Here is a 21,250-nt window from a genome sequence, read left to right as displayed (position 1 = left end):
GACTACAGAACTATCAGCCAAAACTTGACGAACATTTGCTAGCCGTAAGGCAAAATTCGCACCAACAGGAGTTCCGTTTGAACATAGCGTCCCTCGCTCCTTTCGGGGATAAAGCGCGCCGGGTCCCTGCCCCGGCGGCGGCGAGGCCGTCGATGTTCCGTGTCGAGATCAATTCGACCCGCGATGTTCGGGCTCTGGAAACGGAGTGGCTGCGCTTTCAGGATCAAGCGGCCGGCACCTTCTTCCAGACCTATCAGTGGTGCAGCGCCTGGCTCGCAACCGCGGGCGCCGCCCAAAATGCCACGCCGTTGATCGTCACCGGGCGCGATCCGTCCGGCGCCCTCCTGTTCATCCTGCCCTTCTGCGTGCGCAGGCGCCAAGGCTGCCGCGTCCTCGAATGGATGGGCGGCCAGCAGATGACATATGGCTACGGCCTCTATGACCGCGCCTTCCTGCGCGACGCCGCTTCCTGGTTCGCCACGCAAGGCTGGGCCATCTTCTCGGAACTGAAAGAGGTCGACGCCATCGATCTCGCGGAGATGCCCGCCCAATGGGAAGGCAGCGCACACCCGCTCACCAGCTGGTTCACCCTCGCCGGCCCGAACTGTTCCTACCTGCTGCGGCTCGATGGCGATTATGAAAAAGTCTATGGGCGCAAGCGCTCCGGCGAAACGCGGCGCGGCAACCGCAAGCGCGACGCCAAGCTCAACAAGGCGGCAAAGATCGAGGTCGGGCTGCCGCGCGATCGCGACCATGCGCATCGGCTGATCGAGCAGATGTTCGAGCAGCAGCGCGACCGCCTTGCCGAAAGCGGCATCCACGGCGTCTTCAACGAGCATGAGCGGCAGTTCGTGCATCACCTCATCGATCTGCCCGATCACATGCAGCCGGTGCTCCTGCCCTGCTACATGACGGCCGACGGCGAGCTGGAGGCGGTGGCGCTCGGCGGCCTCCATGGCGGCGGGTTCTGGGCCCTCATCTCGTCGCTGGGCTCGCCGAGACTGCGGCGCTACTCGCCGGGTGACGCGCTGTTGCGCCGTACCATCGAAACCTGCTGCGGCATGGGGCTGACCTTCTTCGACTTCTCCTCCGGCAGCTTCGACTACAAGCTCGCCTGGGCGGATGAGGAAGTCCGCCTCCATCACGCCATGCGCGGGCTCACCCTGCGCGGTTATGGCTGGGCGCTGACGCGCATAGCGCGCCTCGCAGTGAAGCGTGGCGTCAAACGCACACCATTTCTCTGGAACGCCGTGCTCGCGGCGCGGCGGACCCTGTTCGGACAAGCCGCCTGAATCAGGCGGCGCGGCGAACGGGCTGGCCGATACGCACGAACTGCACCGCCCGCAATCCCGACTGGCGCCAGGACTCGATCGTGCGCGCGGCATCGAGGATGCGGGTCCCGGGCGCCATCAGCAAGGCCGCGTGACACTTGCGGACCAGCATCGGGGCGGACGTCGACTGCCCGCCGCAATGGATGATGATCACCGGATAGATCTGGGCGAAGGCTTCGATCAGGGTATCGAAGCGCGGACCTGACGCCGCTTCGGCAAGCTCGCCTGCCCGCGTTCCCGCCCGCAGAATATGGGCGAGCGAGCCCGTATCGCGCTGAACGGCGGCTTCGATCGTCGCCTCGTCCAGCAATATGTCGGACAGGCCCTTGCCGGCCTCGATACCGCAAATCGTATGGATGGACGGGCGCGTTTCGTCGGCGTCGATCACCAGCGTGCCGATGCCCTGGGTCGCGACGATGCGGGCCAAAGCGACGGCGGCGGTGGCGCTGTCGGGTCCGGTTTCACCAATGGCCGTGATGGCGAGCTTCTGCACGCCCAGCGACTGGCGGATATTGTTGAGCCAGGTGACGATCCGGCCGGCGGCGATCGCATAACTTCCGGAAGGATCGTGCAAGGGCTGATGGGCATGTGCCGACGCTTTGCCGAGATCCGGCGTTTCCGGAATCTCGCTCAGGATCGCCTGATTGCCAGGCGGCGCGTTGCCGAAATTCGGCATTTGCGGCGGCACCGCGTGGAGTGGCGGACGCGCAACGGGCGTCATTTCGACCGGCGCCTCTTCGACCGGTGCCGGCAAGACCAGAGGTGCCGCAAGAGTGGGCTCGCGCGCCTCGGCCGGCGCCATGGGACGGCTGCCGCCGGCCATTCTCAGCACCTCGGCCAGGAAGGCCAGGCCGATGCCCAGGGTCAAGCCGGCGAGCATTGCCAGGATGATCGTCGGCCCTTTCAGCGGATAGCTCGGATTGGTGGGCGGAACCGCGCGCTGGATGATACGAGCGAAGCCCGGCTGTGCTGTGACTTCCTGGCGCGTGCTCGCATCGGCATAGCGGTTCAGGAAGGATTCGAGCAGCGAGCGGTTGGCGGCCGCGTCGCGTTCGAGCGCTCTGAGCTTCACGTCGTCGAGATTGCTGGTCGAGGCCTTGGCCTTGGCGGCATTCAGGCTGGCGCGCAGGGTCGCTTCCCGCGTCGCCGTGGTCCGGGCCTGGTCCTCGAGACCGGCGACGATCTTCAAAGCCTCGGAACGCAACTGCTGATCGACATTGGCGAGCTCGTTGCGCACCGAGACCATCTTGGGGTGTCCCGGCAGATAGGTGACGGAAAGCTCCGCGATGCTTCGCTGCAGAGTGATCTGCTGCTCGCGCAGCCGCTGAATGAAGGGGGAGTTCAGCACGTCCGAGGAGACATCGACGGAGCCGCTGCTGTCGAGCATCTCGCGGATGGCTCTTGCTTTGGCCTGGGCTTCGGTGCGCGCCGCTTCCGCCAATGTGATCTGAGTGTTGAGCTCGGACAATTCCTGGGTGCCGAGCGTCGACTGGGGTCCCTTCAGCAGTCCGGCCTGGGCGCGGAACTCTTCGGCCGCGGCTTCAGAGTCCACGACCTTTTTCTGCAAGATCTCGATCTGCTCGGCCAGCCAGTCGCGGGCTCGCTCGGTCGGCTCCGACTGCATCTCGCGGGTCGAAACGACGTAAGTCTCCGCCAGCTTGTTGGCGACATCCGCGGCGACCTTGGGATCGAACGCGGAATATTTGATGACGATGACCTTTGATTCCTTGATCTGGTAGATATTGAGCTGCGAATTGTAACGGTCGTAGGCGCGCTCCTCGAGCGACTTCAACCGCGGATCGGGCTTGAAACCGAGATCGATCATGATCTGACTGATCTTGCCGATGCCGTTGCGCGCCGGATCGAACTCGCCCTTGCCGGCGAGGCCCAGATCCTTGATCACGCGATCGCCCAGATCGCGCGAGTTCAGCACCGAAACCTGGCTTAGAATATCGCGGTCATCGAAGGTCGGACGCGAGTCGGTCCCTTCCCCAGGCTGCGCGCGGCTGAAGGGAGTTTCGAGATTGTCGACCAGAAGCTGGGCTTCCACCGTGTAGGTCGGCTTGTCGCGCAGCACGACGAAGGCGGCCGCCGAGGCGAAGAGCACAGTGATGAGAAGGATCATCCATTTGCGCCGCCACAATCCGCGCAGGAGATCCATCATGTCGACCGATGACGCGTTCATTCCGGCTTGCTCGAGATCTTTCATCAGCGGGCTTATGCTTAATAAAGGGTTTCCAGGCCGTCACAATGCCCTGCCTGTGGTAAGGATTTTCTTAACAGCCACCAAAGGTTACCCGCCATGTCGGCGGCTTAAGCGATTGCTAACCATAAATCCCTATCGTCGCTCGCAACGCCGCTCCGCCCAGGCCCTTGCGAGGCGGATCGGCGCTGTTATGGAGTGTTGCCCCAGTGCGTATGCGTCTTTTGATCCTCATGGTCCTGCCCTTCCTGCTCTCGGCTTGCGCGGAGACCTGGGACGCCAATCCGCCGACCGCGGCCACAGGTGGCATGGGCGTGATGGCAGACGGCAATATCGCGCAAGGACCGGGTGCCGTCGCCAGCGTCACCGAACTCGCCTCGGCCACACCGGAAGGCATTCAGCCGCCTTATGGCGCGCAGGGTTCCGCAGCTGCCTATGAATATGATTCCGGTTATCGCATCGGCGCCGGCGACAAGCTGACGATTCGCGTCGCAGGCGAGGCCGATCTCACCAACGACTATCTGGTCGACGGTTCCGGCAATATTTCGATGCCCTATATCAAGACGACCTATGTCGGCGGCATGTCGGCGCAAGATGTCGAGAAGCTCGTCGCCAAGCGACTGCGCAACGGCTTCCTGCGCAACCCGAATGTATCGGTCCAGGTCACGACGCTCAGGCCCTTCTTCATCATGGGCGAAGTCTCGTCAGCCGGCAGCTTCCCCTATCAGCCGGGCATGACGGTGCAGAATGCGGTTGCGATCGCCGGCGGTTACACGCCACGCGCTCATCAGGGACCGGTCATGCTCACTCGCAAAAATGTGAACGGCACGCAGACATTCAAGGTCCCGGTCACCACCCAGATCTATCCGGGCGACATTGTCTATGTCCGCGAGCGCTGGTTCTAACCGGATCCGGACCGACCCGATGCGCATCCTGCAAGTTTTCCGCACGCCAGTGGGCGGCCTCTTCCGCCATGTCCGCGATCTCGTCCGTGGCCTGAGCGACCTTGGCCATGAGGTCGGGATCGTCTGCGATTCCACGACCGGCGGCGGCGCGGCGGAAAAAATGCTGGCCGATCTCGCCTCTTCCTGCCATCTCGGCATCCATCGCCTGCCGATCGGCCGCATGCCGGGCCTCGCCGACGTCAAGGCGGCATCGGCGATCGCGCGGATCGCTGCGACGGCCAATCCGGACATCCTGCACGGCCATGGCGCCAAGGGCGGCGTCTATGCGCGGCTAGCGGGTTCCCGCCTCAAGCTCCCTTCCCTCTACACGCCCCATGGCGGCAGCCTCCATTACGCGTGGGCATCCCCACGCGGAGCGCTTTTCCTCACCGCCGAGAGGCTGATGCTGCGGCGTGGGTCCGGGCTCGTCTTCGTCTGCGACTATGAGCGCCGGATCTTCGAAGAGAAGGTCGGACTGGCGGGCCTCCCGCATCGCGTCGTCCATAACGGGCTATGGCCGGAAGAGTTCACCGCCGTGCCGCTTAGCCCCGATGCGCGCGATCTGATCTTTCTCGGCGAGATGCGGCATCTCAAGGGTGTCAGCGACCTGCTCGAGGCCCTGAGCCTGCTTGGCGCCGCAAGTCCGGTAACCGCAACGCTGGTCGGCGATGGGCCGGATCGGCAGGAATTCGAAGCCCTGGCCGGGCGCCTTGGACTGGCGGAGCGGGTGCGTTTCACCGGCGCACTGCCGGCCCGAATGGCCTTTGGTCTCGGCCGGGTAATGGTCATGCCGTCGCGGGCAGAATCCCTGCCCTATGTCATTCTGGAAACAGTGGCGGCCGGCAAACCGCTCATCGCCACGAATGTCGGCGGCATTCCGGAGATCCTGCCGCCCCGGAGCCTGGTGCCGCCTTGCGATCCAAAAGCCTTGGCCGCGGCCATCACGGCAGCGGTTGCGAGCCCGGAACAGGTTTTGGCACAAGCCCACACGCATGCCGAGCACGCCCGCACGCGGTTCTCCGCCGCCGCCATGTGCGGCAAGATCGCCGACTTCTATGCCGAGATGCTGAAAACGGCCCGTTAAGCGCGCGTTAAGCACGTTCCTTCACTTTGGTTAACGATGAGGTCACGCTAGGCCCCAAAGTTGCTCCCCATGCAGTTCGGGAAAAAATTCTGTGTCAATTTGAAACGAACCTGCAATGCGCAACGAACAGCTGTACCGGCATACACTCGCGGCGAGCGGCCTTCTCGCCAAACTCGGCCTTGAAGACAATGCGGCGCTTCACTCCGAGGTGCTCAAGGCTCCTCTCATTTCGGCGCGGGTCGTCGCGATGATCGTCCGCAGCGGCGAGTTCATCCTGATCAGCGCGCTCGGCGCCCTGCTCCTCGCCGCCTATGTCTCGCCACGGCATGCCATATCGCTCACCGTTTATGCGCCCCTCATCGTGACAGCGGCGCTGGCATTGGTCATTCTTCTGCAGATCGGCGGCCTTTACAGCATCCATGCGCTGCTGCGGCCGGCCGACTACATCGCCCGTCTGGCCGGCGCCTGGCTCGTCATCGCAGGACTGGTGATCAGCTATTTCTTCTTCAGCAAGAGCGGCGACGACTTTTCGCGTGTCTGGGCGGCGCTCTGGTTTGTAGGCGGGCTCGGCCTCCTGGTCCCGTTTCGTATCTTCGTCGCCCGCCGCACGCGCGCCTGGAACGCCAAAGGCCAGCTTGACCGGCGCTGCGTCCTGGTCGGCGGCGGTGAACCCGCCGCCCGTCTCATCGAGGCCTTCGAGTCGTCCAAGGACGACGTGTCGGTGATCGGCATCTTCGACGACCGCGATGACAATCGCTCACCCGCCTCCATCGCGGGCTATCCCAAGCTCGGCAATGTCAACGAGCTCATCGATTTCGTGCGGCGCAACCGTGTCGACCTGCTCATCGTCACCCTGCCGCTGACCGCCGAGGCACGCATTCTCCAGATGCTGAAAAGGCTGTGGGTACTGCCCGTCGATATCAGGCTCAGCGCTTATGCGCAGAAGGTGCGCTACCGGCCGCGCGCCTATTCCTATATCGGCAATGTTCCCTGCCTCGACGTTTTCGACAAGCCGCTGACCGACTGGGGCCTGTTCGCCAAATCCATCGAGGACAAGCTGCTTGCCGGCCTGGCACTCCTGCTGCTGTCGCCGGTGATGCTGCTGGTGGCCCTCGCCATCAAGCTCGAAAGCCGTGGGCCGGTGTTCTTCCGCCAGCACCGCTACGGCTTCAACAACGAGCTCATCGACGTCTACAAGTTCCGCTCGATGTACACCGAAATGACCGACCGGGCGGCGACGAAACTGGTGACGCGCGACGACCCGCGTGTGACCCGCGTCGGCCGCTTCATCCGCAAGACCAGCCTCGATGAGCTGCCGCAGCTCTTCAATGTGCTGAAAGGCGAATTGTCGCTTGTCGGCCCAAGGCCGCACGCCACCCACGCCAAGGCACAGGAGCATCTCTACCCGGATGCGGTAGAGGGCTATTTCGCGCGCCATAAGGTCAAGCCGGGCATCACCGGCTGGGCCCAGATCAATGGCTGGCGCGGCGAGACCGACACACTCGACAAAATTCACCGGCGCGTCGAACACGATCTCTATTATATCGAGAACTGGTCGATCGCCTTCGATCTCTATATTCTGTTCTACACGCCGATCTCGCTGTTCTCGACGGAGAATGCCTATTGACCGCCAGCGCTGCCCAATCCTCTCTTACCGGTCCGCAAAGGACATTGGGCAGCCTCGAGACCTGGCGCAATGCGGTGCTGTGGCTGCTGGTCGCGTCGGCATGGTTCGTGGTCATCGAGCCGTCGCCCTATGAGCTGATCTTCATCCTGGTTTTCCTGCTGTTCCTGCCCGGCGGCGGCCTGAAGGTGCCGCTCGTGGCGCTGCCCTTCTTCGCCTTCCTGATCCTCTACAACCTCGGCGGCGCTGTCGGGCTCGAAGGCGCCCTCGATGACAAGATATCGGTCTGGTTCACCATCATCTCCTACTACATGGCCGTCACCGGCCTGTTCTTCTGCTTCCTGCTGACGAGCGATACCAATAAGCGGATGGAGATCATTCGCAGCGGCTATATCGCGGCGGGCGTCATCGCTTCCATCATCGGTATCCTGACCTATTTCGACGTGGGTGGGACAGCCGGCGCCTGGGCGCCCATGGGCCGCGCGCAAGGCACGTTCAAGGACCCGAATGTCTTTGCACCGTTTCTCGTGCCGCCCTTCGTCTTTCTGGCCCAGGACATCCTGCTCCGCAGAAGCCGCCGGCCGGTTCTGACCATCGTCAATATTCTCATCATCTCACTGGCGATGCTCCTCGCCTTCTCGCGCGGCGCCTGGATCAACATGGCGGGCTCGGGCATCCTGCTCGTCGTCTTCACCCTTCTGCTGGCGCCGAGTCCGGCCTTGCGCAACCGTGTCATCTTCCTGTCGGTGAGCGGCGCCGTTCTGCTGAGCGTTGCCGGTGTCGCCGCGGTACAGGTTCCGCAGATTCAGAAGCTCTTCGAAGTCCGCGCCAGCCTCAGCCAATCCTATGATGTCGGCGAAGAAGGGCGTTTCGGGCGTCAGATCGCCAGCATTCCCCGTGTCCTGACCCAGCCTGGCGGCATGAATCCACGTCACTTCCGCTATATTTACGGACAGGATCCGCACAATGTCTATCTCAACGCCTTCGCCTCCTATGGCTGGCTCGGCGGCTTCACATTCTTCGCGCTGGTGATCATGACATTCTGGGCGGGCTGGCGCGCCATGCGCACCAGGACGCCGTGGCAGCATCATGCCATCGCCATCTACTGTCCTCTCGTCGCCGTCATGCTGCAGGGTGTGCAGATCGACATCGACCATTGGCGCCATTTCTATCTGCTACTCGGCTGCATGTGGGGATTGCTGGGGGCGACGCTCGCTTACGAACGACAGCAGGCGAGCTTCCCGTCACCTGCGCCATCGAAGCTGTGAAGTTACATTAGAGCTTGGCATCCCCAATTCGGCCGCTAATCTTGCTCGCATGGATGCCGACTATCTGACTTTCGACACGGCCTGGGCGCCGCAATTCGATGCCCATGACACTCCTCCCAAGGCAGCGCTCGCCATTCTCAGCACACCGCGCACCGGTAGCCAGAGCCTGTGCCGGCTGCTTTACGCCATGGGCCTGGGCGTGCCGGCGGAGTACTTTCTTCAAAGAGTGACGGAACGCTACGGTGAGCGATTTCTCGGCGGGGCTCCGTCGATCGATGGCGCCTTCATGAAGGATTATGTGCGGGCCATACAAACCTATCGATGCCGCAATGGGTATCTCTCCTACAAGATCCACGCCGATCAGCACAGACAACTCAGCGCCGATCTCGGCGGGGCTTGGGAGGATGCGCTTCCGAATGTGACGATCATCCGGCTGCGCCGGCGCGACATCGTCGGCCAGGTCGTCAGCCTGGGAGCCGCCCTCCAGACCGGCATATGGGATGATGCGTCAGGGGTACTCCTGAAGAAACCCAGCGCCCTGAATGAAGCCATCGCAGAAAAGTGGGTGGAATACGTCTTCCGCGCGGAGCAATATTGGGACCGGTATCTGAAGAACAGGAAGCAGCGGATCCTGTCCCTATACTGCGAAGACCTGGCCGATGCGGAGAAGATTCAAGCGACGCTGAGCGTGCTCGGAACAGGGCATTCGAGCGGAGACATCGGCAACATCCTCAAACTGCTGCCGCGCTCTTCCCACAATAACCAACTCGCGCGCGAGCTGGCGCAGCGTTTCGGTGCGCATATATCGCGGCACTGGCAACGCCTGCTGGCCAAAGCCGGCGCTTGATTATGGCGGTGGGGGCGGCGGCAGCTCGATGCCGCTCAATACGTCAAGCGCCGCGGCAATCTCGGAGGAGAACCAGTTCGGCAGCTTCTCATTGAAAGTGCTGGTATTGTCGATCAGGCCAGTGCGCTGACGATCCATCAGCGACCCGTCCTGCCCGAAATAGAATTTCAGGCCGGCATAGACCTGGGTGTCGTTGAATTGGACATCCCCCTCCTCGCCGGTATCCAATGTACGTTCGGCGTAACGGGCGCCGCCGAATATCGAAAGCCCTCTGTCCCATACGAGATATTCAGCCTCACCGGTAACCGCCCAACCGTCGAAGTCGGCGTCGTCCCCGCCTGTACCAGGTTCAATTGTGGACAGGAGAGCATCGCCACGCAGCATGAGCGACAGATCCGGCATCGCATAGAACCGGCCGTAAGCGGCAAGCTCGAAGCCGTCGTGCTCGGACTCCTGAATGAAATCACCATTAAAATAATGCGCCGATGCGCCAAAGGTGAAGGCATCGGCAAAGAACTCGCCGAAAACGCCGAAACGGAAAAGATCAACGTCCTTGGAGAACACGTCCTGGTTTACCCAGGATGCCGAGAGTCCGAGCGCGGCCGAGGAAGGATCGCGCCAGAACAAAGCGCCCCCGAAATGCGAGTTTGCGGCGTCCAGATCACCGAGATCCTCCTTCCCGAAATTGCCCAGGTCGGCGAGGTCGGTCGAGTGATCGTAGTAAGCAAAATCAGCCTGGATATTAAACTCGCCACAAGTCACGAGGCCGCCGGCCTCGCCAAAGGGCGTGTTCCAATCGACGTCGCCTGAGAAATTCTCAAAGAGGCTGCCGACGCCGTCGAACTCCACTTCCTGCCAGTCGAACATATAGCCGACACCGGCGGCGCCGGAGATCGTGCAGCCCGGCTCTTCATAGTCGGCCGCCTCAACCGGAGTGGCGCCTACAACCCAAAGAAGCGCCAAGACAGAAGCACTTGCGGAAAGTTTCGACCTGCCGATCATCCCAGTCCCCCCTCCAAAGCCTCGGCGGAAACTGTTGCACCGACGAACACGCCGATCAATCCGCCGGAGACTTTACGAGCGGGAATTTTAGCAAGTGTGGCAGTAAAGACACAGTCTATGGTGTGAAACTGCCACCAGACTACGTCTTGGCAAAATGGGCGGCCAGCTGATTTACGGTCGGATTTTCAATAAGCTCCTCGACCTCGATCTCGCGTCCGACCTCTTCCTCCAGCCCGACACACATATCGACGACCTTCATACTGTCGATCCCGAGCCCGGCCAGCTCGATGTCCGCAGCCCGCCCGGAAAGCACGTCGTCCTTCTGCTTTCCATCGATAAGCTCAAGATTCTGCAGGATATTCAGGATCATGACTTTAGCTTCATCGGCCGTCATCGAACGTCTACCTCTACCAATTTGTGCAAGATGATGAAGTGGGAAGGCATGAGCTGATAGTCGGTTATACCGGCCTTCAGATCGAGCCGGTCGAATTCGCGTTTGAAACTGTCCCAGATCCGCAACGACAGCTGCTTGCCGACGCAGGAGTGCATCCCGGCGCCAAAGATGAAGTTCCGATGCTCGGCTAGGTCGGAATAGCCAAAAGCCTGCAATTGCAGGCGAATCAAGTCGCCGGCCTTGAACGAGCAGCCATCCATCTCGAAATCGGCCTTGGCGCGCCTGAAGGTCACCGGAACTCCGGTTTCAATCGGAAATTGTGGCAGCCTGATACCCTCCGGATGGGCCGAAGCGCCGCCCGTGGCAGTTACGATGCTCTCGGTCAGCATCATCGCCAGGGAGTCGAGACCGAAGACCAGGCACGTGAACTTCCACGCAATATCGGCCTCGTTCGGCGTCGTCGCGCGCAGGAACGCCAGCGTCTTGGCGATGCGCGCCTCGAGGCTCTTCAAGCGCGCGAGATTGGTGTTGAAGGACAGAATGTCTCCGACATGCATCGCCAGGAATTCCGCCGGCAGGTCGCATTGCAGAAAGACCGAAAAGACCCGGTGGATGAAAGGGTCGACGACTTCCGACACGATGTCGACGCGCCCTGGCCGGCTCAACGGAGAGAGACAGGCCTTCGAAAGCTCGGGCAGTTCTCCTTCGAGCTCAGCCAACCTTGCGGCGAGGAATGTCGCGAAGCCCTTGCGTGCCGCGGGATGCGCCTCGTCCGCCACCAGCAGCGGGAGAACGCTGCAAGCATAGGCGACATTGGGAAGCTCGGTCCCGTAGTTCTCCTTTATTGCCTTCATGACGTCGGTCAGGCTTGAAACGATCGCCAGCGGGCTGCGCAGTACCCGCAGGATCACGGCGGGGTCGGTGATGACCCAGGCGCGCAGCAGATCGTTCTCCAGCCAGACGCGTGGAGATAATTGCGCAAACAGGGCCTGCCGGCGATCGGCCGAATGGAGCTGATAGGATTTCACGGGCTCACGCGGCAGGACGCGGCGCGCGGGCGGTGCGCCAATCATCCGCCATCATGCCCAGCACCAGCATGTCCTTACGCTCGCCGGTCGCGGCGTCGCGCAAATGCCGCACAAGGCGCGCCTCCTTGCGCCAAATCTTGTCGCTGAGCATCAGCCAGAGCATCGGACGGTTCTGCGGCCGCACATTTGCCTTGGCCTTGGCATAGCCGAGCTTATCGAACAGATATCCATAGATGGCGTCGGACGTTTCGGTCGTGAGGTCCTTGCCGCGCCAATTGGCGTCGCCGATCAGATGCGAGATCGTAAAGACCCCGATGCGAGGCTGCAGATGAAGGGTGTAGAAACCGATCGGATGCGGCTCTCCGCGCGGGAGAATGGCCAAGGCCAATTTACCCGGCTGGTTCTCGAACTTGGCAAAGAAGGCGGTCTGCTCGCGGACGGCCCATTGCCGCCGCTTCGTGTTCAGCATTTCGGCGGCCAGTTCGTCATCGGCCCAACCCGAAAGCCGCTCCCCCAGATCGGCGCCTGAAATCGGCCGGATGAGAAAGTTCTTGGTTTCGAGCGTAAGTGAAGGCGGAGGAAGAGTGGCCATTGGCTCAAAATCACATGCGGAGGCCTTGTACTATAGGGCTTTGCCGGCCCGGTCAAAGCCAAGCAAAAGGGGAAGGAAGCGGTGGCTTCCTTCCCCTTTCAAGCCTTCAAGGTCTATCAGAGACCGCCACCGCCATTGGCCTGGGCGAGTGTCGACGAGGTCAGTATGTTGGGCAGCTTCTCGAGGAAGGTGCTGGTATTGTCGACGACACCCGTCCGCTGACGATCCATGAGCGAGCCGTCCTGGCCGAAGTAGAACTTCAGACCGGCATAGACCTGCGTATCGTCGATGTCGAGTTCCTGGTCGCCCTCGTCCGGGTCGATACTCCGCTGGGCATAACGCACGCCGCCGAAGACCGACAAGCCCTTGTCCCAAGCGAGATATTCGGCCTCGCCGGTGATCGCCCAGCCATCCACGTCGGCGTCCGCTCCCTGATCGCCGTCGATGCTGGAGAACAAGGCGTCGCCGCGCAGCATGAGCGACAGGTCGGGCGTCGCATAAAAACGAGCATAAGCGGCCAGCTCGAAACCATCCTGATCGGAATCAAGGACACCAATGTCAAGGAGCTCGCCGTTAAAGTAATGGGCTGAACCGCCCAGCGTAATGTTATCGAGATAGAACTCGCCAAACAGGCCGACGCGGAAGACGTCCGAATCCTTCGTCAAAACGTCCTGGCTCACCCAGGAGCCGCTGACGCCGAGAGCCGCGTAGGACGGGTCACGCCAGAACAGCGCGCCGCCGAAATGCGAATTATCGGCGTCGACGTCCTCGAGCTTGCCTAAACCGATGTCGGCGTCGCCCTGATGATTATAATAGGCAAAGTCGGCCTGGACGTTGAAACCGCCGCAGGTCACGAGGCCGCCGGCCTCACCGAAGGGTGTGTTCCAATCGACATCGCCGTCGAAGTCCTCGCTGCCGAAGTCGAAGTCGCCCTTCTGCCAGTCGAACATATAGCCAATGCCGACGGCGCCCGAGAGCGTGCAGCCTTCGTCGATCACGTCAGCCGCCTGGGCGGAGGAAAGAGCTCCAGCCACCAGCAAAGCCAGAGCAGCGGCGCTTGCGGAAAGTTTCAGTTTGCCGATCATTTTTGTCAGTCCCCAATTCATTTGGCCCGTCGCCTATCGAATACATCGGCGGGCGGCATCAGTTCAATTCCTTGGAGGAAAATTGGCGGGAAAGAACAAGAGTATTTTCCGACTGTTGCCGATCGGCCACAGTCGAACGAACACAATGTAATCTTTAGGTTGAACCGCTCATCCCGTGAACGGCACGTCGCACGACCACATGCTGCATTCGCGCAGCCGCGCCCGGATAAGTTGCGGACGCACCGGTATCGCCGATTCGACGGATACGCAAAAAAAGAGGAAGGAAGCACATGGCTTCCTTCCCCATCATTTCATTGGTTCAGGCTTAGTTGATGTTGCCGCCGGCAGCGTTCGCGAGGCCGAGGATGCCCGAGGTCAGAGCATTCGGCAGCTTCTCGAGGAACACGCTGGTGTTGTCCACGGTGCCGGTGCGCTGACGATCCTGCAGCGTGCCGTCCTGGCCGAAGTAGAACTTCAAGCCGGCATAGACCTGGGTGTCGTCGATATCGACATCGAAATCCTCATTGTCGACGTCGAGCGAACGCTGCGCATAACGCACGCCGCCAAACACCGAGAGGCCCTTGTCCCAAGCGAGGTATTCGGCTTCGCCGGTGATCGCCCAGCCATTGAGGTCGACGTCTTCATCGGTGATCTGACTCGGGACATCGATATTGGAGAGCAAGGCGTCGCCGCGAAGCATGAGCGACAGGTCGGGGGTGGCATAGAAGCGGCCCCAGGCTGCGAGTTCGAAGCCGTCCTGATCGATGTCGAGCGGGCCGATATTGATGACTTCACCATTGAAGTAGTGCGCCGACGCGCCGAGGGTGAAGTTTTCCATGTAGAATTCGCCGAACAGACCGACGCGGAACGTGTCCGAGTCCTTGGACAGAACGTCCTGGTTGACCCAGGAACCGCTGACGCCCAGAGCGGCGTAGGAAGGATCGCGCCAGAACAGCGCACCACCGAAGTGCGAGTTGTCAGCATCGACGTCCTCGAGCTTGCCGAGACCGACGTCGGCATCGCCCTGATGATTGTAATAGGCAAAGTCGGCCTGGACGTTGAAACCGCCGCAGGTCACGAGACCGCCGGCCTCGCCGAAGGGCGTGTTCCAATCGACATCGCCATCGAAGCTGTCTTCGCTGCCGAAATCGAAGTCGACCTTCTGCCAGTCGAACATATAACCGATGCCCACGGCGCCCGAGATCGTGCAGCCTTCATCGGCTACGACATCCGCCGCCTGCGCCGACGAAACGGCGCCCGCCACGAGCAAAGCCAGCGCAGCAGCGCTCGCCGAGAGTTTTAACTTACTGATCATGCTTGTTGTCCCCAAACCTTCAATTCAATTCACGTCAAGCGCCCCTGCCCGACCGCCCTTACATCACTGTTGGATCGCCGTTCAATGTCATGAAGGGACATTTCGGGACATTGCGGAGAGTAATTTCTTAGTGTTGCCCGACGGCCACAGGCGATCCACAGCCGTCATAACCTTAGGTGGAAATCCACAGCCCGGGCCGCAACCGTGGCCTCGTACCTTACCGATCAGCAACCCTGAGGCTCAGAAAAGCTTGCCGAACTGGATCACATCGAGGCGTCCGATTCCCGAAGCCGCGGGGTTTTCCTGGCGCAGAACGCCTTCTTTAAGCCAGCCGGTCTGCTCGAAATGGAGAATCAGAGGCTTATAGGTCTCGACGACCTTGGCGACCGCCTTCTCCAGTCCGAATCGGCCCGCGAGATATGTGAGCAAAGCCGGGTCGGTTTCGCGCAGGACATTGGCGAGGTCGTAGCGCCCCTGATCGACCAGAATATCGATCGTGACGTTCCTGTGCTCCTGGGCGATCTCGGTCTCATAGAGGCCGATATGCACGCCGTCCTTGCGACCATAAATTCCTACAATGGCACGCTTCTGCCGCTGCGACTCGACCAGATAGCGCTGGAGATCCGTCCGCGTCAGCTTGGCGACGCGGGCATTCATCTGCCCCATAAGCTGGGGGTCGCCCGTCCAGCGCAGCCACTCGTCGCTCACCATCTCGGGGGTGATCGGTGTCAGGCGGAAGCGCTTGGTGAGGATTTCCGGCGCGTTCGACATCGTACGGATTTTCGTGATGGGTGGCCCAACTGGCCCATTGGGGAAGTAGACTGGTCGGAGCGACAGGATTCGAACCTGCGACCCCTACCCCCCCAGAGTAGTGCGCTACCGGGCTGCGCTACGCTCCGACGGGCGCGGATATAACACCGGCCTCCCCCGAGTTAAAGCCTTATTCTCTCACGCCAGGGTATCTAGTCGTCGGCCCCCAGGAGCTTGCGGGCGGCCCCCAATTCGGAGAGCGCCAGCCGCAGCGACTGTACCTGGGATTCGCTCATACGCGGCGCCGCTGCCGGGGCCTGAACCTGGGGCGACGGTTCGCCGCCGCGGGCGAAGGGTGCCGATCCCAAAGCCGGGGCCGGACGCTTGATGCGCGGCGCCTGCAAAGCCCGCCCGGGCGCCGGGACGCCATCAAGCTCGAGGTCGCGGGCGTCGCGCTTGCGCGCCGCCGTCTCGCCGCGGCCGATGCTCGAAACATGCTGAAGGCCTTCCTCGCGCAGAATACGCTGGACGCCGCGGATCGTATAACCTTCGCCATATAGAAGTGCGCGGATGCCCTTCAGGAGGTCGACGTCATTGGGCCGGTAGAAGCGACGTCCGCCGCCACGCTTCATCGGTTTGATCTGGCCGAATCGGGTCTCCCAGAAACGCAAGACATGCTGCGGAACATCGAGTTCCTCAGCCACCTCGCTGATCGTTCGAAATGCCTCTGGCGCCTTATCCAACATCATCGTCCTTAGAGCATTTCAGCCCGGCCGGTGATTCGTCCAGCCAGGAGAAAAAACTCGTTTGCCCCTAACCGGAACGCTCTTCTCGCCGGGATCCGCCAATCCGGGCGGGAAGTACGCTATCCGTGCGGTCGGGCGCCCGACTCGCTAGTCTTCCGACCCACCTTCTACACCGTTAATCTGATTCTTCATAACCTGACTTGGTCGGAAGACCAGCACGCGCCGCGGCGTGATCGGCACTTCCTCCCCCGTCTTCGGATTCCGGCCGATGCGGCCGGTCTTGCTGCGGACCATGAATGTCCCGAAGGAGGACAGCTTCACGGTCTCTCCCGTGATCAGTGTATCGGTGATGATGTCCAGAACCGATTTGACGAGATCGGCAGACTCGGTTCTCGACAGGCCAACATTACGATGCACGGCTTCGCTCAGGTCAGCGCGCGTGAGTGTCTTACCAGCCATCTGTTTCCCCTGCTTGCCCAAGGGCTAGGGTAAGATGGATGGAAATCGCGGTCAATAAAAAACTACGTGTGAACTCAATAGCTTAGGGTTTTAACCGAAAGTATTACCAGCGGACGAGAACGGCGCCCCAGGTAAAGCCCCCGCCCATCGCCTCCATCAGGACAAGATCGCCACGCTTGACGCGCCCGTCCTTCACCGCCGTATCGAGGGCCAGCGGAATGGAGGCGGCAGAGGTATTGCCATGCTTATCGAGGGTCATGACAACGCGATCCTCGGTGACACCGAGTTTTTTCGCCGTGCCCTCGAGAATGCGCCGATTGGCCTGATGCGGCACGAACCAGTCGATGTCCTTGGGTTCGAGGCCGGCATCCTTGATCGTATCGGCCATCACTGTCGCGATATTGACGACCGCATGCTTGAACACCTCGCGGCCTTCCATGCGCAGATGACCGACCGTCATGGTCGAGGATACGCCGCCATCGACATAAAGCTTGTCTCGATAGCGGCCGTCAGACCGCAGGCGCGCGGCGAGAATGCCGCGATCTTCGATCGTTCCCTTCCCGTCAACGGCGCGCATCACGACGGCGGCGGCGCCATCGCCGAACAACACGCATGTGCCGCGATCCGTCCAGTCCAGGATGCGCGAATAGGTTTCAGCGCCGATGACGAGCGCGCAGGTTCCCTGCCCCGCCTTCAGCAGGCTGTCGGCTACCGTCAAGGCATAGACGAAGCCCGAACACACTGCCTGCAGATCAAAGGCCGCGCCCTTCTCGATGCCGAGCGCTGCCTGCACCTTCACCGCCGTCGCCGGAAAGGTGTTGTCGGGCGTCGTCGTCGCCACAATGATGAGATCGATCTCGGAAGCCGCCACCCCTGAACGCTCGAGCGCATCGCGCGCCGCGTTGATCGCGAGGTCGCCAGTCGTCTCGTTCTCGGCGGCGATACGCCGCTCGCGGATGCCGGTGCGCTCGACGATCCATTCGTCGCTGGTGTCGACCATGCGCGCCAGATCCGCATTACTCATGATGCGGGCCGGAAGATAAGAGCCCACTCCCTCGATCACCGAACGACGCTGCACGCCAGACCTCATTCCCATCACGCGTCGACCGCCGCGCGCGGCGCAAACGCATCCATATGTTTGTTGATTTCGGCGACGTCGGCCGCGATCTTGGCGACGAGCCCGTTGCGGATCATTTCAATCGCCACATCGACCGCCGTCGCGAAGCCCAGCGCATCCGTGCCGCCATGCGACTTCACCACGATGCCATTGAGGCCCAGGAAGACTCCACCATTGTGCTTGCGTGGGTCCATACGCTCGCGCAAGGTCGCGAAGGCGCCGGTCGCGAGCAGCGCGCCAAGCTTCGAGAGAAGCGTGCGGGTGAGCGCCAGCTTCAGATAGGTCGAAAGCTGTTTGGCGGTGCCTTCCGCCGTCTTGAGCGCGATATTGCCGGTGAAGCCTTCGGTGACCACGACGTCGACCGTGCCTTTGCCGATGTCGTCGCCCTCGATGAAACCCTTATATTCGAGCGGCAGGCCCAGATCGCGCAGCAGCCGGCCCGCCTCCTTTACTTGCTCGAGGCCCTTCACTTCCTCGACACCGATATTGAGCAGACCGACGGTCGGCCGGTCGAGGCTCATCAGCGAACGCGCCATGGCCTCGCCCATCAGCGCGAATTCGACGAGCTGGCGGGCATCGGCGCCAATGGTGGCGCCGACATCGAGAACCACACTCTCGCCACGCAAGGTCGGCCAGATGGCGGCAATGGCCGGCCGCTCGATGCCGGGGATGGTCTTCAGCACGAAACGCGCCATCGCCATCAAGGCGCCGGTATTGCCGGCCGACACGACACCTTGCGCCTCACCGGTCCGCACGGCCTCGATGGCGAGCCACATGCTGCTCTTGCCGCGGCCGCGCCTGAGCGCCTGGCTCGGTTTGTCCTCCATGCCGACCGCGATCTCGCTATGGCGGACTTCGCTTCTGCCCTTGAGGCGCGGATATTTGGTCAGGATGGCTTCGAGCCTGGGTCCGTCGCCGAACAGAAGAAAGCGCAAGTCTGGATGGCGGACGCTGGCGAGTTCGGCGCCTGGCAGCACCATGTCCGGCCCCGCATCGCCCCCCATCGCGTCAAGCGCAATCGTCATCTTGCCTGTCATGAATGCTCAGGGACCTTCGGTTCGCGCCTAGTTTCGACAATCTAGCATGGGCGGGCGGACAATAGCCGCTGGCGATGGCGAAACAACCGAAAAATCAGCCCTTCCCCTCCTTGAGACGGCTGAGGCCGGCAAACGGGTTTCGCGATGATTCGCCCTCGGACGGCGCCAATTCGGGCTCCACCTGATCGATGAAATCAACCCCCGGCTTCTTCGGATAGGGGTCGAGCGCCAAGGCCATGGCCTCGGCGACCACCTCGCCCATGTCGATGATGCCGTTCTCGAAAGGCTCGGCGTCACTTTCCTCGATGGCCGCCTCATCCGCCCCCGCCATGGATCTCGCGGGCAGGAAGTAGCTCTCGAAACGGTCATCGAGCAGCGCGCGGAAGACGTCGAGAGACACCACGCAGGTCTGATCGATATCAGCCTTGATATGCCCCTTGAATTTGAGGCCCTCGCCGCGCCAGCGCGACACCTTGAGCTCGGCCGTCAGGCTGTGGATAGCCGGCAGCCCGAATCGTCCGGCGAGCGCCTCGCACTCCTGCGGCTCGGCGGCAATCGTCTCGGTACAGCCCTGGGGCGGAACCCGGGTCACATCAAGTGGGCGGGAGAATTCGATCAGTCGGGTCTGCATCAAGGGTCTCAAGGTTCCGGAAATTCGACGGTGCCCGACAAGATGGGCTCAATCGGACGTTCGTGCAAATGAGCGAGTGCCGCTACGGCATAGGCGGCCAGAAGCCCGGGGCCCTCACCGCGGTCCGAGCCGGCAAAGACATTGCGGGCCAGGGCCTCCGCCAGGCCGGCCTGATCTCCGGTCTGGAGCAGTGGCCGATACGCCTGGGCCCGGCCGTAAAATATCTCGGCCATGCGGCGAACCTTCTTGCCCACCGATATGTCGCCGACCCCCATCTCCCGCAACGAGCGGTCCATATCGGCGAAAACCTCGTCCGTCAGTCCCTGGGCGAAGGCCTGGGCGGCTTCGTCCCCGCTGCTCAGCCTTTCGAGCACCAGGACGGCATGGAGGATGATCATGTCGTAACGCCCGTCCACGCTGTCCGGCACCCCCCATTCGGCATAGGGTTTCTCATGCCGCGCGGCAGCCACAATTGCCCCGTAGACCGCTCGGACGGAATTGCGGGACGCCTTGCGCTTGAAAAGGGACAAAATCATCGTTAACGGCTCCCAAGCTATTCCCGCCTATAGTCGGGAAAATCATCCTTTGTTTGAACGCTGCCGGAAAGACATGCGCCGTATTCTCGCCTTCTCAAGCCGTCTTCTGCTCCCCGCCGCAATGGCCCTCACCGTCGCAGCCTGCTCCTCCAACATCGCCCATCGCGGCTATCTCGCCAAACCGGGCGCCTTCGGCCAAGTGCGCGAAGGGATGCCAAAGTCGGAAGTCGAAGGCATTCTGGGCTCGCCCTCGACCACCGCGAGCGTCAACTATCAGGGCGACAGCTACTACTATATTTCGAGCACCACCGAACAGACCGCCTTCCTGAACCCGAAGGAAGTCGAGCGCCAGGTGATCGCCATCCGCTTCGATCAGAACGACCAGGTCGCGAGCCTCGGCCAATATGGGCTCGAGGACGGCAAGATCGTCGACATCAATTCGCGCACCACGCCCACCAAGGGCCGTGAGCTGACGATGCTGCAGCAGCTGTTCGGCAATATCGGCAAGCCTGGCCCTGGCGGCGCCATCGTCCCGGGCCGCACCCCCGGCAGCACCGGCCCCGGAAAGTCCGGCCCGTAAGCGCGGTCAGCGCGACCGCTTGGCGTCGGGCGAATATCGGCGCTCGAGCTTGCGCACGAAATAGGCGGCGACCAGGCTGACGCTCAGCAGGATCACCGCTACGGCCGTATAGGGTTCGTTGTAGCGATAGCTGAGGCCGGCCACATTATTGGCGGCACCGAAGACATCGACCACCGTGATCGCGGCGAGCAGCGGCGTCTCCTTGAACAGGCCGATGAGAAAATTGCCAAGCGGCGGAATCATCGGCGGCAAAGCCTGCGGCAGGATCACCCTGAGCCACAGCGGCACCGGCTTCAGCCCGAGCGACTTCGCAGCCTCCCATTGGCCATCGGGGACTGCGTCAATACCGGCGCGATAGACCTCGGCAATATAAGCACCGATATGCAAGCCGAGGCAGAGAATGCCGGTGAAGAGCGCGGAAAAGCGTATGCCGTAGGACGGCATCACGTAGAACACGAAATAGAGCTGAACCAGGAGCGGCGTGCAGCGCATGAAGGCGATGTAGCCGTCGCAGAAGAGACGAAGCGGCTTGACGCCGGAGCGCCGCCCGAGCGCCAGGAGCAGCCCGACGACGAGCGCCAGCGCGAAGCCGCCGAAGGTCGCCTGGACCGTCACCACGAGCCCACGCATCAGATCCGGCAGGATGCGGATGAGGAACTCAAAGCTGAACATGGTCC

22 protein-coding genes and 1 tRNA gene are annotated in these 21,250 nt (G+C 62.0%); 7 read left to right on the top strand and 16 right to left on the bottom strand.

Features of this window, described 5'->3' with window-relative positions; all coding sequences use genetic code 11:
* The first annotated feature begins 152 nt into the window (after positions 1-152).
* Positions 153-1,292, top strand: a complete 1,140-nt coding sequence (locus JHL16_RS08115; protein ID WP_200184354.1) for a GNAT family N-acetyltransferase — start codon at positions 153-155, stop codon at positions 1,290-1,292.
* Between the two features lies 1 nt (position 1,293).
* On the opposite strand, the gene JHL16_RS08110 is transcribed toward JHL16_RS08115, so the two are convergent.
* Complete coding sequence (locus tag JHL16_RS08110) at positions 1,294-3,516, bottom strand: GumC family protein (protein WP_200184353.1); 2,223 nt, start codon at positions 3,514-3,516, stop codon at positions 1,294-1,296.
* Positions 3,517-3,749: 233 nt separating this feature from the next.
* On the opposite strand from JHL16_RS08110, the gene JHL16_RS08105 reads away from it, so the two are divergent.
* The 5 genes from JHL16_RS08105 (at position 3,750) to JHL16_RS08085 (ending at position 9,301) form a co-directional block, all read left to right on the top strand.
* Positions 3,750-4,439, top strand: a complete 690-nt coding sequence (locus JHL16_RS08105; protein WP_246770890.1) for a polysaccharide biosynthesis/export family protein — start codon at positions 3,750-3,752, stop codon at positions 4,437-4,439.
* Between the two features lie 19 nt (positions 4,440-4,458).
* Positions 4,459-5,562, top strand: coding sequence for a glycosyltransferase family 4 protein (locus JHL16_RS08100; protein WP_200184351.1), 1,104 nt, complete (start codon positions 4,459-4,461; stop codon positions 5,560-5,562).
* 115 nt (positions 5,563-5,677) lie between these two features.
* A complete protein-coding gene (locus JHL16_RS08095; RefSeq protein WP_246770829.1) occupies positions 5,678-7,189 on the top strand; it encodes an undecaprenyl-phosphate glucose phosphotransferase in 1,512 nt (503 codons plus the stop codon).
* A complete protein-coding gene (locus tag JHL16_RS08090) occupies positions 7,186-8,454 on the top strand; it encodes an O-antigen ligase family protein (RefSeq protein WP_200184350.1) in 1,269 nt (422 codons plus the stop codon). Before JHL16_RS08095 ends, JHL16_RS08090 begins: the two co-directional genes overlap by 4 nt.
* Before the next feature lie 49 nt (positions 8,455-8,503).
* Positions 8,504-9,301 carry a Stf0 family sulfotransferase gene (locus tag JHL16_RS08085; protein ID WP_200184349.1) on the top strand — a complete coding sequence of 266 codons (798 nt, stop codon included), beginning with the start codon at positions 8,504-8,506 and terminating at the stop codon, positions 9,299-9,301.
* On the opposite strand, the gene JHL16_RS08080 is transcribed toward JHL16_RS08085, so the two are convergent.
* The 14 genes from JHL16_RS08080 to JHL16_RS08015 all read right to left on the bottom strand — a co-directional run bounded on the left by JHL16_RS08080 (position 9,302) and on the right by JHL16_RS08015 (position 19,993).
* Positions 9,302-10,303, bottom strand: coding sequence for a hypothetical protein (locus JHL16_RS08080; RefSeq protein WP_200184348.1), 1,002 nt, complete (start codon positions 10,301-10,303; stop codon positions 9,302-9,304). It abuts the gene before it with no gap.
* Positions 10,304-10,442: 139 nt separating this feature from the next.
* On the bottom strand, positions 10,443-10,697 hold the full coding sequence (locus JHL16_RS08075; protein WP_200184347.1) for an acyl carrier protein: 255 nt from the start codon (positions 10,695-10,697) through the stop codon (positions 10,443-10,445).
* A complete protein-coding gene (locus JHL16_RS08070; protein ID WP_200184346.1) occupies positions 10,694-11,770 on the bottom strand; it encodes a cytochrome P450 family protein in 1,077 nt (358 codons plus the stop codon). The genes JHL16_RS08075 and JHL16_RS08070 overlap by 4 nt, the downstream gene beginning before the upstream one ends.
* Positions 11,730-12,317, bottom strand: a complete 588-nt coding sequence (locus tag JHL16_RS08065) for a GNAT family N-acetyltransferase (protein WP_200184345.1) — start codon at positions 12,315-12,317, stop codon at positions 11,730-11,732. Before JHL16_RS08065 ends, JHL16_RS08070 begins: the two co-directional genes overlap by 41 nt.
* Before the next feature lie 116 nt (positions 12,318-12,433).
* Positions 12,434-13,402 (bottom strand): hypothetical protein, encoded by a 969-nt coding sequence (locus JHL16_RS08060; protein WP_200184344.1) that lies wholly within the window; start codon positions 13,400-13,402, stop codon positions 12,434-12,436.
* A gap of 325 nt (positions 13,403-13,727) precedes the next feature.
* A complete protein-coding gene (locus tag JHL16_RS08055; RefSeq protein ID WP_200184343.1) occupies positions 13,728-14,717 on the bottom strand; it encodes a hypothetical protein in 990 nt (329 codons plus the stop codon).
* Between the two features lie 240 nt (positions 14,718-14,957).
* Entirely contained in the window at positions 14,958-15,488 is a 531-nt protein-coding gene (locus JHL16_RS08050; RefSeq protein WP_200184342.1) for a GNAT family N-acetyltransferase, read from the bottom strand.
* A 51-nt stretch (positions 15,489-15,539) separates the two neighbouring features.
* Positions 15,540-15,616 (bottom strand) — tRNA-Pro (locus JHL16_RS08045).
* A 63-nt stretch (positions 15,617-15,679) separates the two neighbouring features.
* On the bottom strand, positions 15,680-16,213 hold the full coding sequence (locus tag JHL16_RS08040) for a MerR family transcriptional regulator (RefSeq protein WP_420884529.1): 534 nt from the start codon (positions 16,211-16,213) through the stop codon (positions 15,680-15,682).
* 147 nt (positions 16,214-16,360) lie between these two features.
* A complete protein-coding gene (locus JHL16_RS08035; protein ID WP_119391590.1) occupies positions 16,361-16,672 on the bottom strand; it encodes an integration host factor subunit alpha in 312 nt (103 codons plus the stop codon).
* A 103-nt stretch (positions 16,673-16,775) separates the two neighbouring features.
* The gene (locus JHL16_RS08030) at positions 16,776-17,762 is read right to left on the bottom strand and encodes a beta-ketoacyl-ACP synthase III (RefSeq protein ID WP_200184341.1); all 987 of its coding nucleotides are present in this window, start codon (positions 17,760-17,762) and stop codon (positions 16,776-16,778) included.
* A 5-nt stretch (positions 17,763-17,767) separates the two neighbouring features.
* Entirely contained in the window at positions 17,768-18,826 is a 1,059-nt protein-coding gene (plsX, locus tag JHL16_RS08025; RefSeq protein WP_200184340.1) for a phosphate acyltransferase PlsX, read from the bottom strand.
* 94 nt (positions 18,827-18,920) lie between these two features.
* Complete coding sequence (locus JHL16_RS08020; RefSeq protein WP_200184339.1) at positions 18,921-19,457, bottom strand: YceD family protein; 537 nt, start codon at positions 19,455-19,457, stop codon at positions 18,921-18,923.
* Between the two features lie 8 nt (positions 19,458-19,465).
* Complete coding sequence (locus JHL16_RS08015; protein WP_200184338.1) at positions 19,466-19,993, bottom strand: ubiquinol-cytochrome C chaperone family protein; 528 nt, start codon at positions 19,991-19,993, stop codon at positions 19,466-19,468.
* A 73-nt stretch (positions 19,994-20,066) separates the two neighbouring features.
* On the opposite strand from JHL16_RS08015, the gene JHL16_RS08010 reads away from it, so the two are divergent.
* Complete coding sequence (locus JHL16_RS08010; RefSeq protein ID WP_200184337.1) at positions 20,067-20,573, top strand: outer membrane protein assembly factor BamE; 507 nt, start codon at positions 20,067-20,069, stop codon at positions 20,571-20,573.
* A 6-nt stretch (positions 20,574-20,579) separates the two neighbouring features.
* On the opposite strand, the gene ehuD is transcribed toward JHL16_RS08010, so the two are convergent.
* On the bottom strand, positions 20,580-21,245 hold the full coding sequence (gene ehuD / locus JHL16_RS08005) for an ectoine/hydroxyectoine ABC transporter permease subunit EhuD (protein WP_200184336.1): 666 nt from the start codon (positions 21,243-21,245) through the stop codon (positions 20,580-20,582).
* Between the last annotated feature and the right edge of the window lie 5 nt (positions 21,246-21,250).

The sequence above is a fragment of the Taklimakanibacter albus genome, assembly GCF_016595235.1.
Lineage (GTDB): Bacteria > Pseudomonadota > Alphaproteobacteria > Rhizobiales > Aestuariivirgaceae > Taklimakanibacter > Taklimakanibacter albus.
Note: the sequence above shows the minus strand (reverse complement) of the source record. Positions and strands in the feature narration are given on the sequence as shown.

Excerpts from the sequence above, each read along its gene's own strand:
- JHL16_RS08115 (WP_200184354.1), top strand. The coding sequence starts at position 153 with ATGTTCCGTGTCGAGATCAATTCGACCCGCGATGTTCGGGCTCTGGAA.
- JHL16_RS08110 (WP_200184353.1), bottom strand. The coding sequence starts at position 3,516 with ATGAACGCGTCATCGGTCGACATGATGGATCTCCTGCGCGGATTGTGG.
- JHL16_RS08105 (WP_246770890.1), top strand. The coding sequence starts at position 3,750 with ATGCGTCTTTTGATCCTCATGGTCCTGCCCTTCCTGCTCTCGGCTTGC.
- JHL16_RS08100 (WP_200184351.1), top strand. The coding sequence starts at position 4,459 with ATGCGCATCCTGCAAGTTTTCCGCACGCCAGTGGGCGGCCTCTTCCGC.
- JHL16_RS08095 (WP_246770829.1), top strand. The coding sequence starts at position 5,678 with ATGCGCAACGAACAGCTGTACCGGCATACACTCGCGGCGAGCGGCCTT.
- JHL16_RS08085 (WP_200184349.1), top strand. The coding sequence starts at position 8,504 with ATGGATGCCGACTATCTGACTTTCGACACGGCCTGGGCGCCGCAATTC.
- JHL16_RS08080 (WP_200184348.1), bottom strand. The coding sequence starts at position 10,303 with ATGATCGGCAGGTCGAAACTTTCCGCAAGTGCTTCTGTCTTGGCGCTT.
- JHL16_RS08075 (WP_200184347.1), bottom strand. The coding sequence starts at position 10,697 with ATGACGGCCGATGAAGCTAAAGTCATGATCCTGAATATCCTGCAGAAT.
- JHL16_RS08070 (WP_200184346.1), bottom strand. The coding sequence starts at position 11,770 with ATGATTGGCGCACCGCCCGCGCGCCGCGTCCTGCCGCGTGAGCCCGTG.
- JHL16_RS08065 (WP_200184345.1), bottom strand. The coding sequence starts at position 12,317 with ATGGCCACTCTTCCTCCGCCTTCACTTACGCTCGAAACCAAGAACTTT.
- JHL16_RS08060 (WP_200184344.1), bottom strand. The coding sequence starts at position 13,402 with ATGATCGGCAAACTGAAACTTTCCGCAAGCGCCGCTGCTCTGGCTTTG.
- JHL16_RS08055 (WP_200184343.1), bottom strand. The coding sequence starts at position 14,717 with ATGATCAGTAAGTTAAAACTCTCGGCGAGCGCTGCTGCGCTGGCTTTG.
- JHL16_RS08050 (WP_200184342.1), bottom strand. The coding sequence starts at position 15,488 with ATGTCGAACGCGCCGGAAATCCTCACCAAGCGCTTCCGCCTGACACCG.
- JHL16_RS08040 (WP_420884529.1), bottom strand. The coding sequence starts at position 16,213 with ATGTTGGATAAGGCGCCAGAGGCATTTCGAACGATCAGCGAGGTGGCT.
- JHL16_RS08035 (WP_119391590.1), bottom strand. The coding sequence starts at position 16,672 with ATGGCTGGTAAGACACTCACGCGCGCTGACCTGAGCGAAGCCGTGCAT.
- JHL16_RS08030 (WP_200184341.1), bottom strand. The coding sequence starts at position 17,762 with ATGAGGTCTGGCGTGCAGCGTCGTTCGGTGATCGAGGGAGTGGGCTCT.
- plsX (WP_200184340.1), bottom strand. The coding sequence starts at position 18,826 with ATGACAGGCAAGATGACGATTGCGCTTGACGCGATGGGGGGCGATGCG.
- JHL16_RS08020 (WP_200184339.1), bottom strand. The coding sequence starts at position 19,457 with ATGCAGACCCGACTGATCGAATTCTCCCGCCCACTTGATGTGACCCGG.
- JHL16_RS08015 (WP_200184338.1), bottom strand. The coding sequence starts at position 19,993 with ATGATTTTGTCCCTTTTCAAGCGCAAGGCGTCCCGCAATTCCGTCCGA.
- JHL16_RS08010 (WP_200184337.1), top strand. The coding sequence starts at position 20,067 with ATGCGCCGTATTCTCGCCTTCTCAAGCCGTCTTCTGCTCCCCGCCGCA.
- ehuD (WP_200184336.1), bottom strand. The coding sequence starts at position 21,245 with ATGTTCAGCTTTGAGTTCCTCATCCGCATCCTGCCGGATCTGATGCGT.